1 protein-coding gene is annotated in these 236 nt (G+C 50.4%); it reads right to left on the bottom strand.

The window, feature by feature from the left end:
* A partial coding sequence (locus HMPREF3044_RS05730) for a hypothetical protein (protein ID WP_210400527.1) occupies positions 1-236 on the bottom strand: 236 nt, incomplete at both ends.

Below are 236 nucleotides of genomic sequence, written 5' to 3'. Positions count from 1 at the left end.
TTGTCAGACCCAGTCTTCGGATCGACCTCATCACCATCCTCAATACCATCACCGTCGGTGTCCTTATTCAACGGGTTGGTGTTACCCGGCTTACCCGAAGGATCAAACTTGTTGTCCTTGAACGGGTTCTTGTTGCCGTTAACCTCATCACCATCAGTGATGCCGTCATCATCAGAATCCGGATTACGAGGATCAGTGCCGATGGCCTTCTCCTCATCATTGGTCAACCCATCCTT

Origin of the sequence: Corynebacterium sp. HMSC073D01 (genome assembly GCF_001815555.1) — a bacterium.
Lineage (GTDB): Bacteria > Actinomycetota > Actinomycetes > Mycobacteriales > Mycobacteriaceae > Corynebacterium > Corynebacterium glucuronolyticum.
This window is presented reverse-complemented; position numbering and strand designations above follow the sequence as displayed.